The sequence below is a fragment of the Streptomyces sp. NPDC041970 genome (assembly GCF_055588985.1).
The window spans coordinates 1-26,013 of sequence record NZ_JBVJCD010000062.1 but is presented as its reverse complement, the minus strand read 5'-3'; the positions used below and the strand labels follow the sequence as shown (position 1 = coordinate 26,013).

At 75.2% G+C, this 26,013-nt stretch carries 23 protein-coding genes; 12 read left to right on the top strand and 11 right to left on the bottom strand.

What is annotated here, in order from left to right; all coding sequences use genetic code 11:
• Nucleotides 1-45 precede the first annotated feature (45 nt).
• Nucleotides 46-1,260 carry a geranylgeranyl reductase family protein gene (locus ACZ6EJ_RS23805; protein ID WP_469269821.1) on the top strand — a complete coding sequence of 405 codons (1,215 nt, stop codon included), beginning with the start codon at nt 46-48 and terminating at the stop codon, nt 1,258-1,260.
• Between the two features lie 37 nt (nt 1,261-1,297).
• Here ACZ6EJ_RS23805 and ACZ6EJ_RS23800 read toward each other — a convergent pair whose 3' ends face one another.
• Nucleotides 1,298-1,666: an SCO4225 family membrane protein gene (locus ACZ6EJ_RS23800; RefSeq protein ID WP_469269820.1), complete on the bottom strand. Its 369-nt coding sequence runs from the start codon at nt 1,664-1,666 to the stop codon at nt 1,298-1,300.
• Nucleotides 1,667-1,837: 171 nt separating this feature from the next.
• On the opposite strand from ACZ6EJ_RS23800, the gene ACZ6EJ_RS23795 reads away from it, so the two are divergent.
• The 3 genes from ACZ6EJ_RS23795 to ACZ6EJ_RS23785 all read left to right on the top strand — a co-directional run bounded on the left by ACZ6EJ_RS23795 (nt 1,838) and on the right by ACZ6EJ_RS23785 (nt 4,163).
• The gene (locus tag ACZ6EJ_RS23795; RefSeq protein ID WP_469269819.1) at nt 1,838-2,212 is read left to right on the top strand and encodes a PadR family transcriptional regulator; all 375 of its coding nucleotides are present in this window, start codon (nt 1,838-1,840) and stop codon (nt 2,210-2,212) included.
• Nucleotides 2,209-2,805 carry an HAAS signaling domain-containing protein gene (locus tag ACZ6EJ_RS23790; protein WP_469269818.1) on the top strand — a complete coding sequence of 199 codons (597 nt, stop codon included), beginning with the start codon at nt 2,209-2,211 and terminating at the stop codon, nt 2,803-2,805. Before ACZ6EJ_RS23795 ends, ACZ6EJ_RS23790 begins: the two co-directional genes overlap by 4 nt.
• A gap of 143 nt (nt 2,806-2,948) precedes the next feature.
• Nucleotides 2,949-4,163, top strand: a complete 1,215-nt coding sequence (locus ACZ6EJ_RS23785; protein WP_469269817.1) for an ROK family protein — start codon at nt 2,949-2,951, stop codon at nt 4,161-4,163.
• Between the two features lie 12 nt (nt 4,164-4,175).
• Here ACZ6EJ_RS23785 and ACZ6EJ_RS23780 read toward each other — a convergent pair whose 3' ends face one another.
• Complete coding sequence (locus ACZ6EJ_RS23780) at nt 4,176-4,694, bottom strand: ATP-binding protein (protein WP_469269816.1); 519 nt, start codon at nt 4,692-4,694, stop codon at nt 4,176-4,178.
• 265 nt (nt 4,695-4,959) lie between these two features.
• On the bottom strand, nt 4,960-5,277 hold the full coding sequence (locus ACZ6EJ_RS23775) for a hypothetical protein (RefSeq protein ID WP_469269815.1): 318 nt from the start codon (nt 5,275-5,277) through the stop codon (nt 4,960-4,962).
• 233 nt (nt 5,278-5,510) lie between these two features.
• Between ACZ6EJ_RS23775 and cds1 the strand changes: the two genes are divergently transcribed.
• Nucleotides 5,511-6,638, top strand: coding sequence for an L-cysteine desulfhydrase Cds1 (gene cds1 / locus ACZ6EJ_RS23770; RefSeq protein WP_469269814.1), 1,128 nt, complete (start codon nt 5,511-5,513; stop codon nt 6,636-6,638).
• A 27-nt stretch (nt 6,639-6,665) separates the two neighbouring features.
• Here the strand turns inward: cds1 and ACZ6EJ_RS23765 are convergent, their stop codons facing one another.
• From ACZ6EJ_RS23765 to ACZ6EJ_RS23755, 3 genes are all read right to left on the bottom strand, one after another.
• Nucleotides 6,666-8,210, bottom strand: a complete 1,545-nt coding sequence (locus ACZ6EJ_RS23765; protein WP_469269813.1) for an SDR family oxidoreductase — start codon at nt 8,208-8,210, stop codon at nt 6,666-6,668.
• A gap of 91 nt (nt 8,211-8,301) precedes the next feature.
• Entirely contained in the window at nt 8,302-8,748 is a 447-nt protein-coding gene (locus tag ACZ6EJ_RS23760) for an SRPBCC family protein (RefSeq protein ID WP_469269812.1), read from the bottom strand.
• 85 nt (nt 8,749-8,833) lie between these two features.
• Nucleotides 8,834-9,670 (bottom strand): DeoR/GlpR family DNA-binding transcription regulator, encoded by an 837-nt coding sequence (locus tag ACZ6EJ_RS23755; RefSeq protein WP_469269811.1) that lies wholly within the window; start codon nt 9,668-9,670, stop codon nt 8,834-8,836.
• Nucleotides 9,671-9,916: 246 nt separating this feature from the next.
• Here ACZ6EJ_RS23755 and ACZ6EJ_RS23750 point away from each other — a divergent pair, with 246 nt between their 5' ends.
• Complete coding sequence (locus ACZ6EJ_RS23750) at nt 9,917-12,319, top strand: hypothetical protein (protein WP_469269810.1); 2,403 nt, start codon at nt 9,917-9,919, stop codon at nt 12,317-12,319.
• On the opposite strand, the gene ACZ6EJ_RS23745 is transcribed toward ACZ6EJ_RS23750, so the two are convergent.
• The 3 genes from ACZ6EJ_RS23745 to ACZ6EJ_RS23735 form a co-directional block, all read right to left on the bottom strand.
• The gene (locus ACZ6EJ_RS23745; protein WP_469269809.1) at nt 12,286-14,724 is read right to left on the bottom strand and encodes a right-handed parallel beta-helix repeat-containing protein; all 2,439 of its coding nucleotides are present in this window, start codon (nt 14,722-14,724) and stop codon (nt 12,286-12,288) included. The genes ACZ6EJ_RS23750 and ACZ6EJ_RS23745 overlap by 34 nt on opposite strands.
• Nucleotides 14,725-14,896: 172 nt before the next feature.
• Nucleotides 14,897-15,721, bottom strand: coding sequence for an MOSC domain-containing protein (locus ACZ6EJ_RS23740; RefSeq protein ID WP_469269808.1), 825 nt, complete (start codon nt 15,719-15,721; stop codon nt 14,897-14,899).
• Between the two features lie 118 nt (nt 15,722-15,839).
• Nucleotides 15,840-16,355, bottom strand: a complete 516-nt coding sequence (locus tag ACZ6EJ_RS23735) for a DUF6643 family protein (RefSeq protein WP_469269807.1) — start codon at nt 16,353-16,355, stop codon at nt 15,840-15,842.
• A 256-nt stretch (nt 16,356-16,611) separates the two neighbouring features.
• Between ACZ6EJ_RS23735 and ACZ6EJ_RS23730 the strand changes: the two genes are divergently transcribed.
• Nucleotides 16,612-17,889: a TerD family protein gene (locus ACZ6EJ_RS23730; protein ID WP_469269806.1), complete on the top strand. Its 1,278-nt coding sequence runs from the start codon at nt 16,612-16,614 to the stop codon at nt 17,887-17,889.
• Nucleotides 17,890-17,914: 25 nt separating this feature from the next.
• On the opposite strand, the gene ACZ6EJ_RS23725 is transcribed toward ACZ6EJ_RS23730, so the two are convergent.
• Entirely contained in the window at nt 17,915-19,096 is a 1,182-nt protein-coding gene (locus ACZ6EJ_RS23725) for a glycosyltransferase (protein WP_469269804.1), read from the bottom strand.
• A 58-nt stretch (nt 19,097-19,154) separates the two neighbouring features.
• On the opposite strand from ACZ6EJ_RS23725, the gene ACZ6EJ_RS23720 reads away from it, so the two are divergent.
• The 4 genes from ACZ6EJ_RS23720 to ACZ6EJ_RS23705 all read left to right on the top strand — a co-directional run bounded on the left by ACZ6EJ_RS23720 (nt 19,155) and on the right by ACZ6EJ_RS23705 (nt 22,771).
• Complete coding sequence (locus tag ACZ6EJ_RS23720; protein WP_469269802.1) at nt 19,155-19,940, top strand: glutamate racemase; 786 nt, start codon at nt 19,155-19,157, stop codon at nt 19,938-19,940.
• Nucleotides 19,941-20,010: 70 nt separating this feature from the next.
• Complete coding sequence (locus ACZ6EJ_RS23715; RefSeq protein WP_469269801.1) at nt 20,011-20,574, top strand: hypothetical protein; 564 nt, start codon at nt 20,011-20,013, stop codon at nt 20,572-20,574.
• 92 nt (nt 20,575-20,666) lie between these two features.
• Complete coding sequence (lnt, locus tag ACZ6EJ_RS23710; protein WP_469269827.1) at nt 20,667-22,259, top strand: apolipoprotein N-acyltransferase; 1,593 nt, start codon at nt 20,667-20,669, stop codon at nt 22,257-22,259.
• Between the two features lie 29 nt (nt 22,260-22,288).
• Complete coding sequence (locus ACZ6EJ_RS23705) at nt 22,289-22,771, top strand: NUDIX hydrolase (RefSeq protein ID WP_469269799.1); 483 nt, start codon at nt 22,289-22,291, stop codon at nt 22,769-22,771.
• A gap of 3 nt (nt 22,772-22,774) precedes the next feature.
• Here ACZ6EJ_RS23705 and ACZ6EJ_RS23700 read toward each other — a convergent pair whose 3' ends face one another.
• Nucleotides 22,775-24,835 (bottom strand): neutral/alkaline ceramidase, encoded by a 2,061-nt coding sequence (locus ACZ6EJ_RS23700; protein ID WP_469269797.1) that lies wholly within the window; start codon nt 24,833-24,835, stop codon nt 22,775-22,777.
• A gap of 236 nt (nt 24,836-25,071) precedes the next feature.
• Here ACZ6EJ_RS23700 and ACZ6EJ_RS23695 point away from each other — a divergent pair, with 236 nt between their 5' ends.
• Nucleotides 25,072-25,857 carry an SAM-dependent methyltransferase gene (locus ACZ6EJ_RS23695; RefSeq protein WP_469269795.1) on the top strand — a complete coding sequence of 262 codons (786 nt, stop codon included), beginning with the start codon at nt 25,072-25,074 and terminating at the stop codon, nt 25,855-25,857.
• Nucleotides 25,858-26,013: the final 156 nt, after the last annotated feature.

The following is a 26,013-nucleotide window of genomic DNA, read 5'->3' as shown; positions in this document are numbered from 1 at the left end:
GTGAGCAGCTTGGGGCCACAGTCGGATCGGGAGCAGAAGCACATCGTGAGCAGCGAGAACGCAGACGCCGGACGTGAGCCGGAAGAGTCGTCCGTCTGGGACGTCGTCGTGGTCGGCGCCGGGCCGGCCGGGGCATCGGCGGCGTACGCGGCAGCCGTGGCGGGCCGGAGAGTCCTGCTGCTGGAGAAGGCGGAGCTGCCCCGCTACAAGACCTGCGGCGGGGGGATCATCGGCTTCTCGCGCGACGCGCTGCCGCCGGGGTTCGAACTCCCCCTGAAGGACCGCATCCACGCGGTCACGTTCTCGCTCAACGGCAAGCTGTCCCGCACCCGCCGCTCCCGCCGGATGCTCTTCGGCCTCATCAACCGTCCGGAGTTCGACGCCGGGCTGGTGGAGGAGGCGCAGAAGGCCGGGGCCGAACTGCGCACCGGCGCCTCGGTGGTGAGGGTGGAGCAGCACGGACCCGCCGTGCCCGACCGGCGTACGGTCGCGGTGGTGCTGGCCGGCGGCGAGACGGTCCTCGCGCGGGCGGTCGTCGGCGCGGACGGCAGCGCCGGCCGCATAGGGGCGCACGTCGGGGTGAAGCTCGACCAGGTGGACCTCGGCCTGGAGGCGGAGATCCCCGTTCCGGCCACCGTGGCGGAGGACTGGGCGGGCCGGGTCCTCATCGACTGGGGGCCGCTGCCGGGGAGTTACGGCTGGGTCTTCCCCAAGGGCGACACCCTGACGGTGGGCGTGATCTCGGCGCGCGGCGACGGTGCGGGCACCAAGCGGTATCTGGAGGACTTCATCGCCCGGCTCGGCCTCGCCGGGTTCGAGCCGGCCGTCTCCTCCGGGCACCTCACCCGCTGCCGCAGCGACGATTCGCCGCTCTCGCGCGGCCGGGTCGTGGTCTGCGGGGACGCGGCGGGGCTGCTGGAGCCGTGGACCCGCGAGGGCATCTCCTTCGCCCTGCGCTCGGGCCGGCTGGCGGGGGAGTGGGCGGTCAGGATCGCCGAGTCGCACGACGCGGTGGACGCCCGCCGCCAGGCCCTGAACTACGCCTTCGCCATCAAGGCGGGGCTGGGCGTGGAGATGGGGGTCGGCCGCCGGATGCTCAAGCTGTTCGAGCGCCGACCGGGCCTGCTGCACGCGGTGCTGACCGGCTTCCGCCCGGCCTGGAAGGCGTTCGCCGGGATCACGCGGGGCACGACGTCGCTGGCGGAGCTGGTGCGTACGCATCCGCTGGCGCAGCGGGCGATGTCGGCGATGGACCGCTGAGGACGGGCGGGCCGCCCGCCCCCGGCGGCCCGCCGCGTCAGGCGCCCCGCGGGTGCGCCGACCCGGCCGAGCCGCTGCGGCGCACCAGTCGGACGAACCAGCCCAGGGCCAGCGACTGGACGAGGACCGACACCACCAGCGCGAGCACGAGGAACCACGTCGGGCCGCCCGCCTCGGCCCCCGTCAGCGAGCCGCCGAAGAGGAACAGGAAGATGGTCGGGGCCGCCAGCAGGAGCAGCCAGACGCCGGAGAACGAGGCGTCCTCGTGGGTCACGAACAGGAGATCCACCGTGACGAAGGCCGTCGCCGCGAGCACCAGCCCGAGGTAGACCAGGGACGCGGGGTTCCGGAACGTCAGCCGGACCAGTGTGTCCAGGTGCGGGTGGAGGGTCGGCCGGCGCTGCATGTCTGCTCCCTTGATCGGTCGAGGTCTCCATCGTGCGCCCCGAGGGCCGCCCCCGCCTGAGTACGCCTACTCAATCGATCATGTGTGCCTACGACGGGTGTGCGCATCCGGTCGTGCTGGAGGGGAGCCCTCTGTTGCGGCCCACTTGCTCCGCCAGGTATCTTGCTTCGCATGGAACCAGGTGATGCGGCCAGACAGGCCCGAGCGGCCGCCCAGTTGCGCAAGGGCGTGCTGGAGTACTGCGTCCTCGCGCTGATGCGGGACCGCCCCCGTTACGGGGTGGAACTCCTCCACGCCCTGGAGGAGTCCGGCGCCCTCGCCACCAGCCAGGGCACGGTCTACCCGCTGCTCTCCCGGCTGCGGCGCGACGACCTGGTGACCACCTCGTGGCAGGAGTCCGCCTCCGGCCCTCCCCGCCGCTACTACGCGCTCACCGACGGCGGCCGCGCCGCGCTCGACGAGTTCACCCGCGTCTGGCCCGGCTTCCGCGACGCCGTCGACGCCTTTCTGACCGCCCCCCACGCCTCCACCGGAGACCTCGCATGAAGACCTCTGCCGACCCCGTACGCGACTACCTCTCCGCCGTCGAGCGCGAGGCCTCCGCGCTCCCCGCGGACCGCCGCCAGGAACTCCTCGCCGACCTGGCCGAGCACGTCGAGGTGACCCGCGCCGAGCGCCCCGGCGCCGCGATCGGCGAGATCCTCGGCGAGCTGGGGGACCCCCGTACGATCGCGGCGACGGCACTGGCCGAAGCGGGGAACGCGCCCTCGGGGGCCCCCGCCTGGGGCGCTGCCGCCGCCCCCGCGCGGCGCGGCAAGGTCAACCCCCTCGTCCCGCTGCTGCTGCTCGCCTTCTCGCTGCCCGTCATCATGATCATCCCCGCCCAGCCCGGCCCGCTGATCGGCGTCCTGGCCCGCGTCGTCGGCGTGGTGCTCCTGTGCACCTCGGCGCACTGGACCGGAGCCCAGAAGGCCGTCGGCGCCATGCTCGCCGCCGTTCTGCCCACCGCCGTCATCACCGCGACGAACCTCTCCAGCGGCGGCCCGGCGGCCGGCGTCGAAGCCCTCCTCGCCAACCTGGCGGCGCTCGCCGTGATCGCCGGCACGGCCGTCTGGCTCTGGCGGGTCCGCCGCGTCTGAGCCGCGCTCCGCGCCCGTCCCGTCGGAAGCGCCCCCGCCGCACGGGGGCGCTTCCGACGCGCACCCGCCCGGCCGGGCGTCCGGGGGCCGGTGCGCGTCCCTCGGCGTCGGGAGCCCGACCGGATCATGGGAGACTCGCCCCCATGAACGGCAAGGCGACCACCACCCGGACGAAGCTGGAGAGGGGCCGCAGCGCGCTCGGACCCGCACTGGAGCTGGTCCACACCGGGCGCGCCCCCACGCGGGCCGTCCTCACCTCCGCACTCGGCGTCACCCGCGCCACCGCCGGAGCGGTCGCCGCGGAGCTGGAAGCGCTCGGACTGATCCGGGTCGACTCCAGCCCCCGGTCCGCGGCCGGCTCCCAGGGCCGTCCCTCGCACCGGCTGGCCGTCCTGGAGACCGGACCCGTCGTCCTCGCCGCCCAGGTGCACGCCGACGGCTTCCGGGCCGCGCTCGTCGGGCTCGGCGGCCGCATCGTCGCCACCTCTCCGGGGTGCGTCGCGGTGATGGCGGACCCCGCCCAGGTCCTCGGGGAGGTGGTGGACGCCGGAGCGCGGCTGCTGCGCGCGAGCGGGCTGCGCTGCGTCGGCGCCGGGCTCGCCGTGCCGTCGGCGGTCGCCGAGCCCGAGGGGACCGCGCTCAACCCGCTCCACATCGCCTGGCCCGCGGGCTCCCCGGTCCGGGAGATCTTCGCCGCCCGCGTACGCGAAGCGGGCATCACCGGGCCCGCGTTCACCGGCAACGACGTCAACCTCACCGCGCTGGCCGAACACCGCCACGGCGCGGGGCGCGGCGCCCAGCACCTGCTCTGCGTCGCCACCGGGCACCGGGGCGTCGGCGGGGCGCTCGTGCTCGACGGCCGCCTCCACACCGGGAGTTCGGGCCTCGCCCTGGAGGTGGGCCACCTCACCGTCGCCCCCGAGGGGCGCCCCTGCCACTGCGGCGGACGCGGCTGCCTCGACGTGGAGACCGACCCGCTCGCCTTCCTCACCACCGCGCGGCGCGAACCGGGCCCGGAGGAGTCGCTGCTGAAGCAGGCCGGAGACCTGCTGCGCACGGAGTACGCGGACGCCGCCGTGCGCCGCGCCGCCGACGCACTGATCGACCGCCTGGGACTCGGCCTCGCCGGGCTGGTGAACATCCTCAACCCCGACCGCATCGTCCTCGGCGGACTCCACCGCGACCTGCTGGAGGCCGACCCGGAGCGGCTGCGCGCCGTCGTCGCCGACCGCAGCCTGTGGGGCCGCAGCGGCAGTGTCCCGATCCTGCCGTGCACCCTCGCGCACAACAGCCTGGTGGGAGCGGCCGAACTGGCCTGGCAGCCGGTCCTCGACGACCCCCTCGCCGCCCTGGTCTGAGGGCGGCGGGCCTCAGCCGACGACGGCGGACCGGGCGGGCAGGGCGGCGACGTCGTCACGGGCCACGGCCACCGAGCCGAACGGCCCGTCCGTCGTCGACCCGTAGACCGCGAGCGGCGGCAGCGTCGAGGAGCGGGCGGCGGCCGGCAGGGTGAACCAGACGGTCTTCCCCTCCGAGCCCACCGGACGCACGCCCCAGCTCTCGCTGACCGCGGCGATCAGGGCCAGGCCCCGGCCCGACGTGGCGAACGAGTCCGCCACGTTCACGCTGGGCAGGCGCGGATCGTGGTCGCGGACGGAGACCGTCAGCCGGTCGAGCAGCAGCTCGATGTCGACGGTGCATGACTTGTCCGGCTGCGCGTGCCGGTGCACATTGGTGAGAAGCTCGGTGACGCCCAGGGCCGCCTGGTCGATCAGGGGATCGAGATGCCAGTAGCGCAGTTGCGCCGAGATGATTCTGCGGACCTGACCGATCCGCGACGGCAGGGCCTGGAGCTCCACCGTGCAGTGCCTGCTTGGCTCGCTGATCACGGCTGCGACTCCCCGAAATAGGTCCGGAAGAAGAGAAGTGAACGGAGCCGGCGGACGACAGACGGCCGAATCCGCTCTGCTCTTGTCGTGACTGCTCGTGTCGCACGACCCGGTCCGGGGAGCGGATCGCCCCGTCACCGAGGGTGCACCCGCGGTGACGTGGATACAGCGTCGCCCAGGGGATACGGCTCCGCAACTCGCGGCGGAGCCGTTCGGCACAGGCCGGGCCGCCGCCGCCGCCGGATGTTCCGCGCCGGGCGGCCGGTCAGCTCCGGCGGGTCCGCGCGCTGCGCAGCGCCTCCAGGAAGCGGCGTACCGGAGCGGCCCCGTCGCGTCTGCGGTCGCGCTGCCCCATCGTCAACCGGTAACGCACCCCGTTCACCCGCGCGATGGCGGAGTCCGCCGCCGCGAACCATCCCGTGCCCGCGCTGACCGTGCCCACGGGGGCGCTGTCGATCTCCTGCCCGCCGCTCGTGAGGAGGGACAGCCGCCCGTCCTTCACGACCACCTGGCCGGCGCGCGTCAACGACCGCGTGAACCGCTCGATCCTGACCCCCGACACACTGAACTCGACGTCCGCCATCGCGGCCCCTCCCCCCTCCGCCACTGCTCCTGCTGTGCAGTGTGCACCGGCTCGGGCCCCACCGCCAGAGCGCACGGACGTGCGGCGCACGGATGCCCGTACCGCCCCTCGCCCCCTCCCGCGCGGCACGGGCCAAAGGCAGCCCTATGGGCCGTCAAAGGAACTGTTTGCGCAGGTGGGCGGGGTATGGTACGGCGCGGAGACACCGGGGACACGACAACGGGAGCACGCCGATGGACACCAGTGGGCACGGGCGCGGGGCCGAGGCGACCGTGGACGTCGATCGCAGTGACCCGGCCTACCGGGCCTGGCTCAAGGAGGCCGTCCGCAAGGTGCAGGCCGACGCGAACCGTTCGGCCGACACCCATCTGCTGCGCTTCCCGCTGCCCGAGGAATGGGGCATCGACCTCTACCTCAAGGACGAGTCGACGCACCCCACCGGCAGCCTGAAGCACCGCCTCGCCCGGTCCCTCTTCCTCTACGGGCTCTGCAACGGGTGGGTGCGGCCCGGAAAGCCGGTCATCGAGGCGTCCAGCGGCTCGACCGCCGTGTCGGAGGCGTACTTCGCCAAGCTGATCGGCGTCCCGTTCATCGCCGTCATGCCGCGCACCACCAGCCAGGAGAAGTGCCGGCTCATCGAGTTCCACGGCGGGCGGTGCCACTTCGTCGACGACTCCCGCACGCTGTACGAGCAGGCCGCCGCCCTCGCCGCCGAGACCGGCGGGCACTACATGGACCAGTTCACCTACGCGGAGCGCGCCACCGACTGGCGCGGCAACAACAACATCGCGGAGTCGATCTACCAGCAGCTCCGGCTGGAGCGCTACCCGGAGCCCACCTGGATCGTCGCCACCGCCGGGACCGGCGGCACCTCGGCGACCATCGCCCGCTACGTCCACTACCTCCAGCACGACACCCGGATCTGCGTGCCCGACCCGGAGAACTCCTGCTTCTTCGACGGCTGGACCCGCCACGACGCGCACGCCACCAGCGACCGCGGCTCCCGCATCGAGGGCATCGGCCGCCCCCGCATGGAGCCCAGCTTCGTGCCCGGCGCCATCGACCGCATGATGAAGGTCCCCGACGCGGCCAGCGTCGCCGCCGTGCGCGCCCTGGAGCGCGTCATCGGCCGCAAGGCGGGCGGCTCGACGGGGACCGGGCTGTGGAGCGCGTTCAAGCTGGTCGCCGAGATGGTCGAGCGGGGCGAGCGGGGCAGCGTCGTCACGCTGCTGTGCGATCCGGGCGACCGCTACCTGGACAAGTACTACTCCGACTCCTGGTTGGAGGAGCAGGGCCTGGACATCGCCCCGTACACGGCGGCCGTCGAGGACTTCCTCGCCACCGGCGCCTGGCCCTGCTGACGCCGGGGCCCGGCGGGCGAGGCGCCGTCAGCCGGCCGGCGGGCGGCGCCTCTCCTCGGTCGCGGCGGCCCGCGTGATGTTCCGCGCCATCCCGCCGAAGACGACCGAGTGGAAGGGCCACACGCACCACCAGTACGCGTGGCCGAGCAGCCCGTGCGGGTGGAACAGGGCGCGCTGCCGGTAGACCGTCCGGCCGCGCTCGTCCGCGTGCACCGACAGGTCCAGCCAGGCCAGGCCCGGCAGCCGCATCTCCGCGCGCAGCCGCAGCAGTTCGCCCGGCACGATCTCCTCCACCCGCCAGAAGTCCAGCGAGTCGCCCACCCGCAGCCGCTGGGCGTCCCGCCGCCCGCGCCGCAGCCCCACCCCGCCCACGAGCCGGTCGAGCCAGCCGCGCACCGCCCAGGCGAGCGGGAAGGAGTACCAGCCGTTCTCCCCGCCGATGCCCTCGATCACCCGCCACAGCGCCCGCGGCGCCACCGGCACCACCGCCTCCCGCTCGTCGCGGTAGAGGCTGCCGCCCGACCAGTCCGGGTCCGTGGGCAGCGGGTCGCTGGGCGCCCCCGGCACCGAGGCGCTGGACCAGCGGGTGTCGACCCGCGCCTCCCTGATCCGCTGGAGGGCCAGCCGCAGCGCCCGGTCGAAGCCGATGGGGCCCTCCGGCGGATCGGGGACGTACCGCTTGATGTCCTGCTCCCGGCAGACCACCTCGTGGCGCAGCGACTCCGCCAGCGGCCGGACGATGGACCGGGGCACCGGGGTGACCAGCCCGACCCAGTGGCTGGAGAGCGCCGGGGTGAGCACCGGCACGGGCAGGATCAGCCGCCTGGGCAACCCGGCCACCCGCGCGTAGCGCTGCATCATGTCCCGGTACGTCATGACGTCCGGGCCGCCGATGTCGAAGGTCCGGTTCACCTCGGACGGCAGGGTCGCGCTCCCCACCAGATACCGGATCACATCCCGTACGGCCACCGGCTGGATACGGGTCCGCACCCAGCTCGGGGTGATCATCAGCGGCAGCCGCTCCGTCAGGTAGCGCAGCATCTCGAACGACGCGGACCCCGAGCCGATGACGACCGCCGCGCGCAGCACCGCCGTCGGCACGCCCGAGTCGAGCAGGATGCGGCCCACCTCCGCCCGCGAGCGCAGATGCGGCGACAGCCTCTCCTCCGGCACCCCGACCGGGGTCAGCCCGCCCAGGTAGACGATCCGGCGCACCCCGGCGGCGCGCGCCCGCTCGCCGAAGACGCGGGCGGCCCGGCGGTCCGTCTCCTCGAAGTCCGCGCCGCTGCCCAGGGCGTGCACCAGGTAGTACGCCACGTCGACGTCCCGCATCGCCGCCGCCAGCGACCCGGCGTCGGTGACATCGCCGGCCGCCACCTCCACCCGGTCCGCCCAGGGGTGGTCGCGCAGCTTCCGCGGCGTCCTGGCCAGGGCGCGCACCCGGTAGCCGGCGTCCAGCAGGGCCGGGGCCAGCCGGCCGCCGATGTAGCCGGTGGCGCCGGTCACCAGGCAGAGCGGCGGAGGGCGGTCGGGGCGGCCCGGTCCACCGGGGAGTTCCGTAAGGTCCGTCACCGCTCCGAGTCTGGCACCCGGCGGCCCGCACGGCCGGTCGGGGCCTCCGTACGGCGGTCCGCGCCCCGCCGTTCGGGCGTGCCGCGGGGCCCTACCGGTCGCCGGGCGCGGCGAGCAGGGCGTCCAGCACGCCCCCGAACATCCGCCGCCCGGCGGAGGCGAGCAGCGGATCGGCCCACCGGGGGACCAGCCGCACCCGCAGCTCCTCCACCCACACCACATGGCAGCCGGACTCCGTCGGAAGGACGTCGATGGAGGCCCGGCCCAGCACCACGGACCCGCGCTTCTCCAACCGGCACACCCCCGCCCGGCCCCCGGCGGGCGGCGTCCACCGCACCACCTCCATCGGGTCGTCGAAGGCCAGCGGCCCCACCCCCGTACGCGCGACGAAGACCGTTCCCGTACGCGTCGGAAGACCCGTGGGCACCGTGATCGCGGTCAACGGCACATGGTCGGCGTGCCGTTCCCAGTCGGTCACCCGGCGCCAGGCCTCGGCTGCGGGGAGAGGGGGGAAGCGCTCGATCCGGAAGACGGCCACCCTCCGATCCTAAGGGCAGCCCCGCCGCGCGGCCGGGTGCACGGGACGGCGGCACCGCCGCGCGCCGCCGGAGCGGTGGCGGTCCTCAGCGCCCGGCGCCCGGCGACCCGCCCGCCACGACGAGGCCCGGCAGGCGCGCCTCGATCTCCTCGCGCACCGCCGGAGACAGACCCGCGTCCGTGACGAACGTGTCGACCTCCTCCAGCGTCGCGAAGGAACTCAGCCCCACCGTCCCCCACTTGGTGTGGTCGGCCACCACCACCGTGCGGCGCGCGGCACGGACCAAGCGGCGGTTGGTCTCCGCCTCCGCGAGGTTGGGCGTCGACAGGCCCGCCTCGGCCGAGATCCCGTGCACCCCGAGGAACAGCACGTCGACGTGGAGGGAGGCGATGGCCCGGTCCGCGACCGGCCCGACCAGCGAGTCCGAGGGGGTGCGCACCCCGCCCGTCAGCACCACCGCGGCCGCACCGGGATGCGCGGCCCGCCCGGCGACCGGGTGCTGCGCGGTGTGGAACACGTCGGCCACCCGCACCGAGTTGGTCACCACCGTCAGGTCCGGCACCTCCAGCAGATGCCGGGCCAGCGCGAACGTCGTGGTCCCGCCCGAGAGCGCGATCGCGCTGCCGGGCGCCGCGAACACCGCCGCCGCCCGCGCGACGTCCTCCTTGGCGTCCGGCTCCAGCGCCGACTTCGCCTCGAAGCCGGGCTCGTGGGCACTGGCCTCGACCACCGGGACCGCACCGCCGTGGACCTTCTCGACGACGCCCTGCCGGGCCAGCGCGTCCAGGTCCCGGCGGATCGTCATGTCGGAGACGCCCAACGTGTGCGTCAGCTCGTTGACCCGCACCCCGCCGCGTCTGCGCACCTCGTCGACGATCAACGCACGGCGCTGCTCCGCCAGCAGGTTCTGGTGCACGCTCAACGCCGGGCCCGTTCCTTCCCCGAGTACGGCCCGCGACGGCCCGTGACACCGCATCATCCTGCCACGCAGGCATGTACGGCACAGCATCTGGGGAGATTCCGTGAGACCCCTCACGCATCCGCCCCCCGGCCCGCGATCCTGGCTGCCGGCCGGCGGGCGGCGACTCCTCCCCGGTCCCCCGTCCCCCCGCTTCCCCGCACCATTCCGCCGGCCGTGCGGCCGGCGCGCCCGAGAAAGAGTCCTGCCTTGGCTCCTGCCGCCCCGCCCCCGCCCCCCACCCACCCCGACACCGCCCTCGAACTGCTCGTCCACGGCGTCGGCGGAGCCACCCCGCAGGAGATGCTGGACGACCCCCGCACCGTCCGGGTCACGGGGGACGCCACCGCCGCCGTCTACCGGCGCGCCGAGGACGTCCAGGGCGAACGGCACCCCCAGCGCTACGGGGACGAGCCCGTCGTCGAGGCGTACTGCTGGTCCGGCCTCACCTCCGGCAACGGCTCCCGCGCCCTGTGGCTGCTCCTCCTGCCGTTCATGGTGGTCAACCTCGCCCACTGGATGCGCCCCTCCGCCACCGGCCGCGCCCGCGCGGTCCGGCTGTACGGCGTGCTGGTGCGGCTCCTCGCCCTCAGCCTGACCGTGCTGTTCACCGCGGCGGCCTGCGAGGTCGCCCTGGACCTGGTGGCCTGGCAGTGCGCGGGCACCCCGGCCTGCTCCGACCGCCGCTCCTGGCTCGGCTTCCTGTCGAGCCGCCAGGACGGCTGGTGGTCCCAGCCCGGACGGCGGATCGCGCTCGCCGCCGTCCTGCCCGCCGCCCTGGTGGGGCTCCTGTGGTACCTCTCCCACCGCACCTGGGGCGCCTACGAGTCCCAGAGCCCGCTGGACGCCTCGGACCCCGACGCGTGCGACCCCGACGGCGCGGAGGAGACCCACGGTCCGGACGCGGACGCCTCCGCCGCGCCGCCGCCCGCGCTGAGCCGGCCCGGCTTCTGGTACGGCCGCCGGCTCGTCGCCCGGCTCCGCGCCGCGCACACCGCCGCCGGCTTCCTCACCGTCGCCGCCGCCGTCACCGGTGCCGCCGCGCGCCACGACCGGACGGCCGACAGCCCGGTCCCGCAGGCCTACGGCGCGGTCATCGAGGGCGCCGTCGTCCTGTGCGCCGCGGTGGCCGTCTGGGTCGTCTGCCGCCGGGGCCGCAGCGAGAACGCCCGCGACACCCGTCTCGACACCGCCCTCATCACCTACCTGCCCGCCTCGGCGCTCGTCCTGCTGGCGCTCGCCGTGCTCCACGCCGGATGGTCGCGCCCGGCGTGGCAGTCCTCCGGCAGCCTGCCCGGCGAGACCGCCTTCCGGCTCGTCGCGCTCGGCCAGGGCGTCCTCGTCGTCGCCCTCGCGCTGGTCGCCCACCGCCTCTACCGGCGCACCCCCGAACCCCGCACCATCCTGTACGGGCTCGGCGGCCCGTCCGTCGCCATGCTCGCCTGCGCCCTGGGCGGCGTGATGACCGGCGGTCTGGCCCAGCGCGTCGCCGACTGGCTGGACGGCCCCGGCACACCGGGCACCGGGCGCGGCTCCATCATCGAGGGCCCGCCCGTACTGCTGAGTTGGCAGGCCTCCGTCATCCCGGTGCTCCTGCTCCTCCTGCTCGTCCCCGTCCTCCTCCTGGTCGCCCGCACCGCGCTCAGGGCCCGCCGCATGGGCCCCGACATCGAGGCGGAGTACGCCCCCGAACTGCCGGACCCGGCCCGTACGCGGCGCATCGCCCGCATCCGCGCCACCGCCGCCCTCACCGACTCGGCCCCCTGGATCGTCGGCGTGGTCTCCGCCGCCACCCTCTTCCTCGGGGCGGCGGCCGTCGCGGGCTCCTGGGCGAGCGGCGAGGTGCCCGGCCTCGCGACGGACGGGGCCGCCCCACCGGTCGCGTCGCTGGCCGAGGCCGCCCAGTCCACCGGCTCCTGGCTGGTCGGCTTCGGCTTCGTGCTGTTCGTCGCGGGCGGGCGCCGCGCCTACCGCGACGCCTCCGCCCGGCGCACCATCGGCATCCTCTGGGACGTGGGCACCTTCTGGCCGCGCGCCGCCCACCCGTTCGCGCCCCCCTGCTACGCCGAGCGCGCCGTCCCCGACCTCACCTCCCGGATGTGCGCGTGGACGGCGACCACCCGCGGCCGGCTCGTCATCTCGGGGCACTCGCAGGGCAGCGTGCTGGCGGCGGCCGCGGTCTGGCAGCTCCCCGACCCGGCCCGCCGCCGGGTCGGGCTGCTCACCCACGGCTCGCCGATCGAGCGGCTGTACGGGCGGTGGTTCCCGGCCTACTTCGGCCCGGCGCCCCTGCTCGGGCTGCACCGCTCCGTGCACTGCTGGCGCAACCTGTGGCGGGCCACCGACCCGATCGGCGGGCCCGTCCGCCTCTGCGCGGACCCCGACCCGGCCGTCGACCGGGGGCCGCTGAAGGACCCGCAGGCCTACGGGCGCACCACCCGGCTCCCGCTGCCCGAACCGATCCTGGGCCACTCCGACTACCGGTCCGACCCGGTCTTCGCGAAGGAGCGGGCCGCCCTCCTGGAGGCGCTGGGCCCGCACGTGCCCCGGCAGACCGGGGAGCGGGCGGCCGACGGGGATCAGAGGGGGAGGTCGGGCAGGTCCTCCGGGTAGAGCAGGGTCAGGTCGTCGGTGCTCGTCTCGGCGAGCTGGGCGACCCGGCCCGCGTGCCGCTCCACCATCGACTCGAAGGTCTGCCGGGCGGTGCGGCCGTTGCCGAACGCGGGCCCCTTGGGGAGCGCCGTGAAGTACTTCACCAGGGCCTCCCCGGTCCCGTCGGCCAGGCTGTACTCGTGCTCCTCCGCCTGCTGCTCGACGATCCTCAGCAGCTCCTCGGAGCCGTAGTCGCCGAAGGTGATGGTCCGCGAGAAACGCGAGGCCACGCCCGGGTTGACGGTGAGGAAGCGCTCCATCTCACGGGTGTACCCGGCGACGATCACGACCACCGCGTCCCGGTGGTCCTCCATCAGCTTCACCAGCGTGTCGATGGCCTCCCGCCCGAAGTCCCGGCCGGAGTCCTCGGGGGACAGGGCGTACGCCTCGTCGACGAACAGCACCCCGCCGCGCGCCCGGTCGAACGCCTCCTGCGTCCGGATCGCGGTCGAGCCGATGTGCTCCCCGACCAGGTCGACCCGTGACACCTCCACGAGATGGCCGCGCTCCAGCACCCCGAGCGAGGCCAGGATCTCCCCGTACAGCCGGGCCACCGTGGTCTTGCCCGTACCGGGGGAGCCGGTGAAGACGAGGTGGCGGCGGGCGGAGGCGGCCTTCAGCCCGGCCTCCTGGCGGCGGCGGCCCACCTCGATCATGTCGGTCAGCGCCCGCACCTCGCGCTTCACGCTCTCCAGGCCCACCAGCGCGTCCAGTTCGCCGAGGACCGCCGAGGGTTCGCGGGCCGGCCGGGCGGGGGCGGCCGGGTCGCCGGCCGGCTCGGCCGCGCGCTGCACGGGCGTCGTGCCGAGCAGTCCGGGCGTGGAGCGGGTGGCGGTGAGGACGGCGGGCGGCGGGGGCGGCGCGGTGCGCAGGCCGCTCTCGTCGCTCGTGCAGTCCTCGACGACCGGGCCGGTGGCGAGGCCGCCCCCCGCGTGGCCGGCCTCGGGGAACTCGTAACCGCCTCGGGCGCACCGCTCGGTGCGGCAGCGGGTGAGCGTGGTGCGGCAGCCCTCCATGATGTGGAAGCCGTACCCCTCGCTCCCCGTCACCCGGCAGCCGTCGAACGTGCCCCGGCCCTCGGCGGAGACGTAGAACCCCGCTTCGGCGGGCGAGGTGACCGTGCAGCGCTCGATGGTGGGATCGGCGCCCTTGGTGACGATGACCCCGGTCTGCGCCGCGTCGACGGTGCAGTTGTTCAGCGTGCCGCCGCTGCCGTGGTCGCGGAACCACGCACCGGTGGACGCCTCCCGGATACGGCAGTCGTCCAGTTGGGCGATGGCCCCGTCGCTCACCGACACGGCGGTGTTGCGGATCTGCGAGAGGTCGCTGTCGACGACGTCGGCGCGCGAGCCCCGGTCCAGGACGAAGATCGCGTCGGGCACGTCGTGGACCCGGCAGGAGTCCAGGACCACCGTCGCGCCGTCGCTGACCCAGACGGCCGGGTAGTCGCCCGTGCTGTCGTGGATCTCGCACTGGTTGGCGTCGACCCTGGTCCCCGGATCCCAGACCGAGAGGCCGTTGCGGCCGAAGCGGCGGACCGTCGAGCGGGTGAGCGTGAGCACCGAGCGCGACCGCAGGTCGACGGCGTTCTCCGGTACGTCGTGGATGTCGCAGTCGGCGAGCGTCAGCACCGCGTCGGTGTCCAGCGTGACCCCGTCCGCGGAGGTGCGGTGCACGGTGCAGTCGGTGAGGTGCGCGCTGGCCCGCGCGGTGATCTGGACGCCGCTGCCCTTGATCTCGTACACCTCGCAGCCGAACGCCTCGAGCCCGCTGCCCTCGCCGGTGACGCCGATGCCGGCGCCCGCCGCGTGGTGGACGCGGCACCGGTCCAGCCGCGGGTGCCCGCCGTCGCGGACCGAGAACCCGGACTGGCCGGCCGAGACGATCTCGCACTCCTCGAAGGATCCGCCCGCGCCGTCGAGCACGGCGACGCCGACCCCGGCCGGGTTGTCGACGGTGCAGCGCCGCACGGTGGGCCGCGCCGCGCCCCTGACCTCGATGCCGGCGGCCGACCGCGTCACGATCCGCAGGTCCGACAGCTCCGCCGCGCCGTCCTCGATGAGCAGGGCGGGGGCGGCCGAGTCCTGGCCCTCGACATGGAGGCCCTGGATGACCGCGGAGGCGCGCACGGTCAGCGGCACGCCGTCGACCGGCGCGATCCGCACGGAGCCGACCGACCCCTCGGGGCCGCGCACCGTCACCGCGCGGTCGACGACGAGGTTCTCCCGGTAGGTGCCGGGCGCGACAGTGAGGACGTCGCCGTCGCCCGCCGCTTCCAGGGCCGCGGAGAGGGAGGCGTACTCGCCCGTGCGGCGGCGCCATCGCGATGTGCCGGTGTGCGTCACCTGGACCGTGCCCTGTGCCATGGTGTTGCTCTGCCCCCACCTCGTGCTGCGATGCCTCGGGTCCCGCCGCCTGCCGAGGAGGCGGACGGGGTCGGACCACCGTAGCGCGCGGGAGGGACGGCGGTTGACGGGCCGGGGCGGCCGGGCCCCGGCGCGGTGGGCGGCGGGGCCGGGGGCGCTCGGCGTACGGGGCTCAGTCGAGGACCCGGACGGGGTCCCCGACCCGGATCACGCCCCTGCCCTCGGGGATCAGGTTCTGGCCGAAGACCAACTGCTTGCCGAACCGGCGGTGCCGGGCCAGCGTGAGCAGCGGCTCCTTGCCCCGCTCCGCCGTGCGCTGGTCCGTCGTCGTGATCACGCAGCGGCCGCAGGGCTTGGCCACCCGGAAGACGACCTCGCCGACGGCGATCCGCCGCCAACCGTCCTCGGCCCACGCCTCGGCGCCGTCCACCACCACGTTCGGCCGGAAGCGGTCCATCGGCAGCGGGCCCTCCTCGGGCAGGCCGCCCGCGGCGACGAGGGCGTTGAGCGCGTCCAGGGAGGCCGTGCCGGTCAGCAGCAGCGGGTAGCCGTCGGCGAGGGAGACGGTGTCGCCGGGACGCCCGAACTCCGGGTCCACGGGCCTGCGGTGCTCCGGCTCGTCGAGGTGCACCAGCCGGACCGGGACGCCGAGGACGTCGCTGAACCAGGCGTGGGCGCCGGCGGCCGCCTCGGCGACCAGGACGGTGTCCCGGTGCAGCGCGGCGGTGAGCAGGGGCCCCGGCTCCGGTGGGGCGACCCGCAGACTCGGGTGGTCCGGCGCGGAAACGAGGAGCCCGCCGCCGGGCAGTGGATCGGCCGACAGCCGGGCCATGAACGGTATTTGACGCTGCGTCAGCACGCGTGACGTCGCGTCGACCAGCATCCAGCGGCGATCGCCCTCGAGTCCCCACGGCTCGACCGCGACCGCGTCACGGGTGCGCGCGGCAAGCGACTTGACGGGATAGACGTGCACGGACCGGAGGACGGGAGGAGTCATGCGCCCATCCTGCCAGCCGCCTTCGGCGCCGTGCTCGCGGTCCGGGCGCGTCCCCCGCCCCCTCGGTCCCTCGGCGTCCCGTGCGTCCCCCGGCGCACGCCCGCCGCCCGGCCGGAGCTCAGTACCCCCGGCCCTGGTACGGCCGGTTGTACGGGTCCTCGTACGGCGTCGGGGCGGGGGCGGGCCGGGGCGACGCCGGGCGCATCGCCTCGTACCCCGTGCCGGGGGCGGGGCGCTGCGGCTGCGCCTGCGGCTGGGGCTGCTGCGGGTAGCCCCGGACCGGAGAGGGCTGCTGCGGGATGTACGGCGCGGGCGCGTGCTGCAACTGGGCGGGCTGCATCGGGGCCTGCTGCATCGGCGCCTGCTGGGCCGGCGGCTGCTGGTACTGCGGCGCCGGCTGCTGCTGCGGGTAGCCGTACGAGCCGGCGCCGGGCTGCGAAGGGGCCGCCGGGAGCGCCGGCAGCGAGGACGCCAGGGCCGGGAGGTAGCCGTTGCCCGTGTCGTAGGCGGCCGGCACCCGGATGGGGGCGATCTGAGGGGTTCCCCGCTCCGCGACGAGGGAGTCGTAGATCGGAGTGTCGGGGAACGACGCGGCGTAGTAGCCGCCGCCGAAGGTGGAGCGGGGGGACGTCATGCCACCTAAGTTAAGCCCACGACGAGGTGGTTGGGGAGCCCGATAAGAGGGTTGTTTTCCGCGATGTGAGGGAACGAGACTCGCCTATGCGAGCGAACTTGGCAAAAAAGGGCGCACTGGCGTCTCGTATTCGTGTAAAGGGCGAGTTCACAGGGGGTTACCGGCGGGTCTCGGGCGGGGGCTCGCGCCCGTGGAACACCCCCGGCGAACCGGGGACCAGATTGTCCGAAAACGCCTGCGGGCGGCCGGACGCGTGATGGAGGCGAGCATGACCATGCACAAGGGAGCCAACGTCCCGGTGGCGGCCGACGCCGTACGCGTCGAACTGGGGTGGCGCGCCGCGCCGGGCACGCCCCACGTCGACGCGTCCGCCCTGCTGCTGGCGGCGGGAAGGGTCCGCGACGACGCCGACTTCGTCTTCTACAACCAGCCGGTCCACGGCTCCGGCGCGGTCCGGCACGAGGGCAGGCGGACCGCGCCCGACCAGGTCACCGACGCCCTCGCCGTCGACTTCCGGCAGGTGGAGCCGGCCATCGACCGCATCGTCCTGGCGGCCTCGGCCGACGGCGGCGCCTTCGGCCGGGTCGACGGCCTGTACGTACGGGTCACGGACGCGGCGGGCGGCACGGAACTGGCCCGCTTCGACAGCACGGACGCCACGGTGGAGACCGCCTTCATCCTCGGGGAGCTGTACCGCCGCCGGGGCGCCTGGAGGTTCAGGGCGGTCGGCCAGGGCTACAGCAGCGGACTGGCGGGGCTCGCGACGGACTTCGGCATCTCCGTCGACGAACCCGAGCAGCCCCCCGCGCCCCCGGCCGGCCCCCGACCCGCCGCCGCGCCGCCCGCCGCACCCTCCGCGCCCGCCGCAGCGGCCCCCGCACCGGCCCCCGCGGCGCCGCCCGTACGGCTGACCAAGGTCACGCTGACCAAGGAGGCGCCGTCCGTCTCCCTCGCCAAACAGGGCGGCACCGGCGGCGCACTGCGCGTCAACCTCAACTGGGAGGTGCGCAAGCAGTTCAGGGGGTGGGGGGCGAAGCTCGGCCGGGCCGTCGCGACGCACGCCGACCTCGACCTCTGCGCCCTGTACGAACTCGCCGACGGCCGCAAGGGGGTCGTGCAGGCCCTCGGCAACGCGTTCGGCTCCCTGAGCCGGCCGCCCTTCATCCACCTGGACGGCGACGACCGCACCGGCGCCCTCGCCGGCGGCGAGAACATGACGGTCAACCTCGACCGCAAGGACCTGCTGCGCCGCGTGCTGATCTTCGTGACCGTCTACGAAGGCGCCCGCAGCTTCGCCGACCTGCACGCCACGGTCACCCTCCGGCCGCAGAACGGCGCCCCGATCGACTTCTCCCTCGACGAGTGCACCGTGCCCTCCACCGTCTGCGCCCTCGCCCTGATCTCGCGGGACGGCGGCGACCTCACCGTGCGGCGCGAGGCCCGCTACCTCGTCCCCGACCGGGGGGTGAGCCCGCAGCGCACCATCGACGCCGCCTACGGCTGGGGCATGGACTGGACGCCCGGCCGCAAGTGACCCGCCCGACCGCCGCCGTACCGCGTCACCGGTCGGGCGCGGCGTCCGGCCGCGCGTAGGTGCGCCCCTTCCACGCGGCGCCCCGGCCCCGGTAGTGCCGTACCGCCGAGTCCACCGTCATCAGCAGGTACAGCAGCGCCGTCAGCGGCAGCAGCGGCCCCAGCCACGGCGACTGGCGGTAGTACGCCAGCATCGGCAGGTACGTCGCCGTCATCACCGCCCACGCCGCCCCGCCCGCCCAGGCCGCCGCCCCGTCGCCCGTCAGCGCCCCCGCCACCAGGGCCGCCGGGGGCGCGGCGTAGACGAGCAGCAGTCCGGGCACCGTCCCGGCCAGCAGGAGCGGGCTGTGGCGCAACTGCGCGTACGCGCTGCGCGCGACCATCCGCCACAGGTCCCCCAGCCGCGGGTACGGGCGCACGCTGTCCACCCGCTCCGCGAGCCCCAGCCAGATCCGGCCGCCGCCGCGCCGCACCTCCCGCGCCAGCGACACGTCGTCGATCACCGCCTGCCGGATCGACTCCGGGACGCGGGCCCGCACCGCGGCCTCGGTGCGCAGCAGGACGCAGCCGCCCGCCGCGGCCGCCGTCCGCGAACGGGCCCGGTTCACCCGCCGGAACGGGTAGAGCTGGCCGAAGAAGTAGACGAACGCGGGCACCACCAGCCGCTCCCACGCGCTCTCCACCCGCAACCGGGCCATCTGCGACACGAGGTCGAAGCCGTCCGGCCCGTCGGGCCCGGCCGCCGCCACCAGGTCGCGCAGGCTGTCCGGCTCGTGCGCGATGTCCGCGTCGGTCAGCAGCAGGAAGTCCGGCTCGCGCCGCCGCGCCACCGCGATGCCGTGCCGCAGCGCCCAGAGCTTGCCCGTCCACCCCGGCTCCGGCTCGCCGGGCGCCACCACGGTCAACGGGAGCCCGCCCCGGCGCGCGGCCAGCTCCCCGGCCAGCCGCCCGGTGCCGTCACTGCTGCAGTCGTCGACGAGGACGATCCAGGCGTCCCCCGGATAGTCCTGGACCAGCAGCGACGGCAGGCTCACCGGAAGCATCTCCGCCTCGTCGCGGGCCGGCACGACCACCGCCACCGAGGGCCAGCGCACCGGGTCGGCGCGCCGGGGGAGCCGCTGGTCGGTCCGCCAGTAGAACCCGTGCCCCAGCAGCAGCCACACCCACACGGTCAGCGAACCCACGGCGATCCAGGCAACGGCGCTCATCCGCCGCAGTCTGCACCACCGGGGCCGGAGCGCAAGGGCTGTCGGCTAGGGTGACCGGGTGAAGATCGCGCTCATGGACTCCGGAATCGGCCTGCTGGCGGCAGCGGCCGCAGTGCGCCGTCTGCGGCCCGACGCGGAGCTGGTGCTCTCCTCCGACCCCGGCTCGATGCCCTGGGGCCCGCGCGATCCCGAGGACGTCACCGCCCGTGCGCTGGCGGTGGCCCGCGCCGCGGCCGCCCAGCGGCCCGACGCGCTGATCGTCGCCTGCAACACCGCCTCCGTCCACGCCCTGCCGGCGCTCCGCGCCGAGCTGGAGCCCGCGCTGCCGGTGATCGGCACCGTCCCCGCGATCAAGCCCGCCGCCGCGGGCGGCGGGGGCGTCGCCATCTGGGCCACCCCGGCCACCACCGGCAGCCCCTACCAGCGCGGGCTGATCGAGCGGTTCGCCGGTTCCGCCGAGGTCACCGAGGTGCCCTGCCCCGGCCTCGCCGACGCCGTCGAGCACGCCGACGAGGCCGGCGTCGAGCGGGCCGTCGCGGCGGCCGCCGCCCTCACCCCGCCCGGCGTCCGGGCCGTCGTGCTCGGCTGCACCCACTACGAGCTGGTCGCCCCCCGCATCCGCGACGCCGTGCAGCAACCCGGCCGCCCGCCGCTCGTGCTGCACGGCTCCGCCGGGGCGGTCGCCGCCCAGGCGCTGCGCCGCATCGGTGCGGAGCCCGCTCCTTCGGCCGAACCGACCGGCACGCTCACGGTCCTCCTCGGCGGCCGTCCCGCCGCCCTGCCCGAAGCCGCCCTGACCTACGCGGAAGGCCGCGGCCTGACGGCCGCCGCCCCCGCCCGCTGACCCCGCCGACAGCCCGATCGGGCCCCTCGCGCCCAGGCCGGGAGCCGGGAGCCCGGTTACGCTGCGGAGCATGACGGACCACCCCGACGTTGCGAGGCACGGATCGGGCCCCACACCGCCCGAGGTGTGGACGGGACGCGCCACCAACCGGATGCAGTGGGCCCCGGCCCTCGCCGGCGCGGGCTGCATGGCGCTCGGCATCCACCTGGCCGTGGGCTCCCCGTGGACCTCGGGCATCGCCCCGCTGCTCATGTCCGTGATCGGCTGCCTCGCCACCGGTCTGCTGATCCTCTACGGCACGCTCGCCTTCGTCCACGTCGCCGTCAGGGTGGACGGCGACAGCCTGGAGGTGCGCTGCGGCCACGCCGGACTGCCGCGCCGCCGCATCCTGCTCTCCCATGTCACCGCGGCGGACTTCGTCCCCCGCGTCACCCCCCGCCACTGGGGCGGCTGGGGCTACCGCTGGCGTCCCCAGCAGGGCACCGCCGTCGTGGTGCGCAAGGGCGAGGGCATGGTCCTGCGCCTCGGCGACGGCCGGACCTTCACCGTCACCGTCGACGACGCGGAGTCCGCCGTGCGGTTCGTCCGCGAACGCCTGCACCTGTCGGCCCCCGCCCCGCGCCCCGACCGCTGACCCGCGCGCTCCCGCCGGGGATTCCCGGCCGCCCCAGGTCGAGGCCGCCGCCGGCAGCCGTCCACCGTAGACTCCGCCGGGTGAGCGCCACCATGACCCCCGTCGACGACCCGCCGCCCGCCGCCACGCCCCCGGCCCGCGGACCGCTGCCGCGGCTCCTGCGCCCGGCCGCAGCCGCCGCCTCCGGCGTCCTGCTCTACGCGAGCTTCCCGCCGCGGCCGCTGTGGTGGCTGGTGCTGCCCGGTTTCGCGCTGCTCGGCTGGGTACTGCACGGGCGTCGGGCGCGGTCCGCCTTCGGCCTCGGCCTGCTGTCCGGCCTCGGCTTCATGCTGCCCCTGCTGCACTGGACCGGAACGGACGTCGGCCCGGTGCCGTGGCTCGCGCTCGCCGCGGCGGAGGCGCTCTTCATCGCGGTGGGCTGCCTCGGGATCGCCGCGGTGACCCGCCTGGCGTACTGGCCCGTGTGGGGGGCGGCCGTCTGGACGCTGGACGAGGCGGTCCGCGCCCGCATCCCGTTCGGCGGCTTCCCCTGGGGCAAGGTCGCCTTCGGCCAGGCCGAGAGCGCCTTCCTGCCGCTGGCCGCGCTCGGCGGCACCCCGCTGCTCTCCTTCGCCGTCGTCCTGTGCGGCTTCGGACTCTGCGAGGCCGTGCGGCGATGGCGTGCGTACCGGACCACCGGGCAGGTCCCGAGGGCGGCCGTCGCCGGGGCCGCCGCGAGCGTGCTCGTCCCGGTCGCCGCCGCCCTGGCCGCCCTGCCCCTGGTCGACGCCTCCGCCGAGGACGGGACGGCCACCGTCGCCGCGATCCAGGGCAACGTGCCGCGCCTCGGCCTCGACTTCAACTCCCAGCGCCGCGCCGTCCTGGACAACCACGCCCGGCGCACCGCGCAACTGGCCGACGAGGTGAGGGCGGGCACCGTCCGGCAGCCCGACTTCGTCCTGTGGCCGGAGAACTCCTCCGACCTCGACCCGTACCGCAACCCCGACGCCCGCCGGGTCATCGACGAGGCCGTCCGGGCGATCGGCGCGCCCACCGTCATCGGCTCGGTGGTCGAGCAGGGCTCGGACAGCCTGCGCAACACCCTGATCGAGTGGGACCCCGAACGGGGCCCCGTCGACACCTACGACAAGCGGCACATCCAGCCGTTCGGCGAGTACATGCCCATGCGCACCGTCGCCCGCTTCTTCAGCGAGGACGTCGACCGGGTGCAGCGGGAGTTCGTGCCCGGCTCGAAGGTCGGCGTCTTCGACCTCGCCGGTACCGAGGTGGGGCTCGTGACCTGCTACGAGGCCGCCTTCGACGACGCCGTGCGCGACACCGTCACCCACGGCGGCCGGATGATCGCGGTGCCCAGCAACAACGCGACCTTCGGCCGCAGCGAGATGACCTACCAGCAACTGGCCATGTCCCAGGTGCGGGCCGTCGAACACGGCCGGGCCGTCGTCGTGCCCGTCACCAGCGGGGTCAGCGCGGTGATCCGGCCGGACGGCACGATCGTCGAGCGGAGCGGGATGTTCACCCCGGACGCCCTCGTCCAGGAGGTCCCGCTGCGCTCCTCGCTCACCCCCGCCACCCGGATGGGCGCGCTGCCCGAGGGCGTCATCGCCCTGCTGGCGCTGGCCGGCCTCGGGTGGGCGGCGGCCGCGGCGGTGCGGGTGCGCCGGGCGCCGGGCGCCGGGGCGTAGCGCCGCGGCCGGCCGCGTAGGCTCGGCCCATGGCCACTCCCGACTTCATCCGCGACATCCGCGCCCACGCCGGGCACCGGTTGCTCCTGCTGCCCGGCGTGAGCGCGGTCGTCCTCGACGACGAGGGCCGCGTGCTGCTGGGGCGGCGCGCGGACACCGGCAAGTGGTCGATCATCGGGGGCATCCCGGAGCCGGGGGAGGAGCCCGCGCTGACGGCGGAGCGCGAGGTGCTGGAGGAGACCGGCGTGCACTGCGCGGCCGAACGGGTCGTCCTCACCCAGGCGTCGAAGCCGGTGCGGTACGCCAACGGCGACCTGTGCCAGTACCTCGACGTCACCTTCCGCTGCCGGGCGACCGGGGGCGAGGCGCGGGTCAACGACGACGAGTCGCTGGAGGTGGGCTGGTTCCCGCTGGACGGGCTTCCGCCGCTCGGCGAGTTCGCCCTCTTCCGGATCAAGCAGGCCCTCACCGACGGCCCCGCCTGGTTCCAGCCCACCTCGGGCGGCCGCTGACCCCTACTCCACGGTGAAGGGCGCGCTCGCCCCCGTGAACGGGGTGATGGCCCCCAGCAGGTTCCTGGCGTCCCCGTGGTGCACGACGCGGTACGTGCCGGGGGCGGTGTCCGCCGCGATGTCCCAGGCGATCGTGGCCTTGGAGGTCCCGGTCAGGCCGTTGAGCCGCGTCCACCGGTAGGTGGTCTGCCAGTCGCCGTCGTCCAGCACCCGCACCCACGCGCCGTTCTCCCGGCGCTGCACCTCCAGGAAGGTGCCGCCCCGGCGCACGTCGTTCTTCGGGTGCCCGGTGACGAACTCGACGGTCGCGGTCGAGCCGCGCGGATACGAGGCCCTCGGCCCGGTGAGGACCGCGCCGAAGACCTTGCCCGCGGGCGGGTTGTCGTACACGACCCCGGTCTGGAAGGTGAACTGCCGGCCCGACTCGTCCGGCGGCGGCGTGCCCCGGTCCACCTCGCCGCCCTCGCGCAGCGACGCGGCGAGGCGGGCGTACTCCTGCTGGTAGGCGGGGAGCGTGTAGCGGCCGTAGAGCGTGGAGCCGCCCTCGTAGTTCTGGGCGTCGTACTCCTCGGGCGTCGTCACGTACTGGCTGTAGGCGTTGGCGTACCCCTGGAGCAGGACCCGGTCGAGCGGGACGCCGAGCTGCCCGGCCACCGTGCGGCGGACCCGGAGGCCGGCGGTGATGGTGAACTCGCCGGGCGCGGCGACCAGGTACAGCTCGCCGATCCTCATGATCTGCAGGGGGAGGATCCTCGGCGTGACCGGGTGGACCTCGCTGAGCAGGCCCGTGGGGACCAGGCTCGCCTTCGGGTACTGGCAGGCCGCGAGCCAGGACGGAGTGTCGATGCGCAGCGCGTCGACGATGGCGGCGACCGGGGTGCGCATCCCCTCCGTGAAGCCGGGGATCGCCGGGCCGTCCTCGACGCTGCCCGCCAGGGTGGAGGCGCCGACGACGGCGGGGCAGGTGCGGTGCTCCTTGCCGTCCGGGGTGTACTCCCCGCGCACCCGCACGTTCTCCATGTCGACGTGGACGAGCCGGGAGTCCACGCCTCCGGCGACCGGCCGGGCGGCGTCGAAGATCTCGCGGGCCTTGCCGAGCTGGCGCAGGCCGATGACGCGGGCGTTCTCGAACTCGTCCTCGGTGGGCCCGGACCCCGGCTTCAGGCGGAGGTTGGGCGACATGTCCCCGGCGTTGGTGTTGGGGAACGCGGAGACGAACTCCGCGGGGCCGTCGAGATAGCGCACGCCCTTGTGGTCGTGCTCCCAGGCGTAGGCGGCGTACCCCTTGTTGTCGGGGCTGATCAGCGTGTTCCTGTTGGTGATCGAGGTGTTGTGGGTGGCGAACCAACTGATCGCGCCCGCGTCCTTCCCGCCCTGCCGGAAGCGCAGCACCGTCATCGCCGGGTCGATCGCGTCGGGGAAGGCCGCCCGGTCGGCCGCCGGGTTCCGGTCGAACGCCGCCCGCGAGCGGTTGACGCTGGCGTCGGCGAGGGCGCCCGTCCCCAGACCGATCGTGCCCGGACGCAGGTCCTCGTGGGCCTGGACGACGGAGTCCGCGATGCCGTCGACGACGGCCCGGTAGGTGCCGCTCTGGAAGCCGAGGACGGAGAGGTTGTACGCGACGTGGTGGGAGTACCCGCCGGGGCCCGAGTGGGTGTGGGTGGCCGAGAGCAGCACGTTCTCCTCGCCGTACAGGTCCCCGTACCGTTCCTTGAGACGGGCGAGGACGCCCTGCCGGACGGACTGGAAGACCATCGCGAGGTCGGCGTTGACGTAGGCCACGCGCCTGCCGCTCGCCCGGTCCGCGACGACGAACGCGCGCGAGCGCTGCCGCTGGTGGATGCCGGAGGTCTTCTGGTCGAAGCTGGAGTAGCCCATCATCCCGGTCTCGGCCGCCTCCCCGGTGACGTCGGCGATGCCGCGCCCGACGAGGTAACCCTCCTCCGGGGCGGGGGCGGAGGCCGACGCGGGGGAGGGGGCGGCGAGGGCGGCCGCGCCCAGGGCGGCGACGAGGAGTGCGGCGGGGAACCTGCGCCACGGGCGGCGTGCGGCGGGCGGTGGCATGGGACCTCCTGGCGGAAGCGGGCCGGACGCCCGGTCCCGGCCGGCGGCTCACCGGCGTCGCGGGGGCCGGGACGGTGCCCCGACGGTAGGGGAGGGCGGCCCGCCCCGCATAGATGACTACCGGTCAGCGGGGCCCGGCGGCCGGGCGGATGGGGACCGGGGTACCGTCCCCCTCGGGGCGCAGGCCGACGGGAATGAGCCGATCGCCCGGTACGAAGAGCGAACTGAGGAGAGACATGAGCGTCGACGACGAAGCGTTCCGCCGCAGGATCCGGTCCGACGTTCCGCATTCGGCGCGCGTCTGGAACGCCTGGCTGGGCGGCAAGGACCACTACCTGGTGGACCGGGAGCTGGCCGACGCGGTCAGCGAGGCGTACCCGCAGATGGTGGACATCGCCCGCGCCTCGCGCGCGTTCCAGACCCGCGCCATCCGCCATCTGGCGTCGCTGGGCGTACACCAGTTCCTGGACGTCGGGACCGGGCTGCCGGTGGCGAACAGCACCCACGAGGTGGCCCAGAGCATCGTGCCCGAGGCGCGGATCGTCTACGTCGACAACGACCCCATCGTCCTCGCTCACGCCGAGGCGCTGCTGACCAGCGCTCCGCAGGGCCGCACGGCCTATGTGGACGCCGACCTCTCCGAGGTGGACACGGTGGTGGACGAGGCCGGCAGGACGCTGGACCTGTCCCGGCCGGTGGCCGTGCTCCTGCTGTCGACCCTGGGGCACCTGGCCCCCGCCGAGGGCGTCGAGGTCGTCCGGCGGTACCTGGGCCGGATGGCCTCGGGCAGCTACCTGGTGCTCTGCGACACGGTGAAGACGCCGCAGACGCTGGCGGCCCAGGAGGCCTACGACTCGGGGGAGAACCCGCCGTACCTGGTCCGGGAGCCGGAGGAGATCACCGGGTGCGCCGAGGGGCTGGAGCTCCTGGAGCCGGGGTTCGTGTCGATCGACCGGTGGCGTCCCGAGGGCGACGGCGCGGTGCCGGTCGACCAGTGGGGGCTCGTCGCCCGCAAGCCGTAGCGGAGGCGGGGGGGGGGGGGGGGGGGGGGGGGGGGGGGGGGGGGGGGGGGGGGGGGGGGGGGGGGGGGGGGGGGGGGGGGGGGAGGGAGGGGGGGGGGGGGGGGGGGGGGGGGGGGGGGGGGGGGGGGGTGGGGGTGGGGGGGGGGGAGGGGGGTT

What these genes read in the sequence shown, in the direction of transcription:
- ACZ6EJ_RS23695 (WP_469269795.1), top strand. Translation starts at nt 25,072, where the DNA reads ATGAGCGTCGACGACGAAGCGTTCCGCCGCAGGATCCGGTCCGACGTT.
- ACZ6EJ_RS23775 (WP_469269815.1), bottom strand. Translation starts at nt 5,277, where the DNA reads ATGGCGGACGTCGAGTTCAGTGTGTCGGGGGTCAGGATCGAGCGGTTC.
- ACZ6EJ_RS23700 (WP_469269797.1), bottom strand. Translation starts at nt 24,835, where the DNA reads ATGCCACCGCCCGCCGCACGCCGCCCGTGGCGCAGGTTCCCCGCCGCA.
- ACZ6EJ_RS23795 (WP_469269819.1), top strand. Translation starts at nt 1,838, where the DNA reads ATGGAACCAGGTGATGCGGCCAGACAGGCCCGAGCGGCCGCCCAGTTG.
- lnt (WP_469269827.1), top strand. Translation starts at nt 20,667, where the DNA reads ATGACCCCCGTCGACGACCCGCCGCCCGCCGCCACGCCCCCGGCCCGC.
- cds1 (WP_469269814.1), top strand. Translation starts at nt 5,511, where the DNA reads ATGGACACCAGTGGGCACGGGCGCGGGGCCGAGGCGACCGTGGACGTC.
- ACZ6EJ_RS23735 (WP_469269807.1), bottom strand. Translation starts at nt 16,355, where the DNA reads ATGACGTCCCCCCGCTCCACCTTCGGCGGCGGCTACTACGCCGCGTCG.
- ACZ6EJ_RS23705 (WP_469269799.1), top strand. Translation starts at nt 22,289, where the DNA reads ATGGCCACTCCCGACTTCATCCGCGACATCCGCGCCCACGCCGGGCAC.
- ACZ6EJ_RS23725 (WP_469269804.1), bottom strand. Translation starts at nt 19,096, where the DNA reads ATGAGCGCCGTTGCCTGGATCGCCGTGGGTTCGCTGACCGTGTGGGTG.
- ACZ6EJ_RS23730 (WP_469269806.1), top strand. Translation starts at nt 16,612, where the DNA reads ATGGAGGCGAGCATGACCATGCACAAGGGAGCCAACGTCCCGGTGGCG.
- ACZ6EJ_RS23740 (WP_469269808.1), bottom strand. Translation starts at nt 15,721, where the DNA reads ATGACTCCTCCCGTCCTCCGGTCCGTGCACGTCTATCCCGTCAAGTCG.
- ACZ6EJ_RS23745 (WP_469269809.1), bottom strand. Translation starts at nt 14,724, where the DNA reads ATGGCACAGGGCACGGTCCAGGTGACGCACACCGGCACATCGCGATGG.
- ACZ6EJ_RS23800 (WP_469269820.1), bottom strand. Translation starts at nt 1,666, where the DNA reads ATGCAGCGCCGGCCGACCCTCCACCCGCACCTGGACACACTGGTCCGG.
- ACZ6EJ_RS23715 (WP_469269801.1), top strand. Translation starts at nt 20,011, where the DNA reads ATGACGGACCACCCCGACGTTGCGAGGCACGGATCGGGCCCCACACCG.
- ACZ6EJ_RS23785 (WP_469269817.1), top strand. Translation starts at nt 2,949, where the DNA reads ATGAACGGCAAGGCGACCACCACCCGGACGAAGCTGGAGAGGGGCCGC.
- ACZ6EJ_RS23790 (WP_469269818.1), top strand. Translation starts at nt 2,209, where the DNA reads ATGAAGACCTCTGCCGACCCCGTACGCGACTACCTCTCCGCCGTCGAG.